Here is a 533-nt window from a genome sequence, read left to right on the forward strand (position 1 = left end):
GAACCCCGCAGCGAATCGCTGCCGGGTTCGGACGGCGCAAACGCAATCACCGGCCGGTGCAGGCGGTCCTTCATCTTCGATGCCACCAGGCCCACCACGCCCGGGTGCCATTCGGCATCGAACAGGCAGGCCGCAATCGGGCGCTCGCCTTCGGCGGTCAGCACCGCGCGGGACACGGCAAGCTCTGCGTCATCGGTCATCAGCTGCTGCACGGCACGCCGCTCGGCGTTGATCTGTTCCAGCGTCTGCGCGATCTCGCGGGCCTGGCTGCGGTCTTCGGTGAGCAGCAGTTCGATGCCCAGTGCCATGTCTTCCAGCCGGCCGGCCGCGTTCAGGCGTGGGCCAAGGGCGAAGCCGATATCGGTGGCACTCAGCCGCGCCGCATCGCGGCCACTGGCTTCAATCAGCGCCTGCAGGCCCACGCAGCCGTGGCCGGCCCGCAGCCGGCGCAGGCCGGCCGACACCAGCGCCCGGTTGTTCGCATCCAGGGCGACCAGGTCGGCCACGGTGCCAACCGCGACCAGGTCCAGCAG

The 533-nt window shown here is 70.4% G+C and carries 1 protein-coding gene; it reads right to left on the reverse strand.

Translation table 11 applies throughout. The annotated features are described in order from the left end of the window. A partial coding sequence (locus tag QMX79_RS20840; RefSeq protein ID WP_282248473.1) for a DHHA1 domain-containing protein occupies positions 1-533 on the reverse strand: 533 nt, incomplete at both ends.

This window comes from Stenotrophomonas sp. PS02300, from assembly GCF_029959395.1.
Lineage (GTDB): Bacteria > Pseudomonadota > Gammaproteobacteria > Xanthomonadales > Xanthomonadaceae > Stenotrophomonas > Stenotrophomonas maltophilia_AD.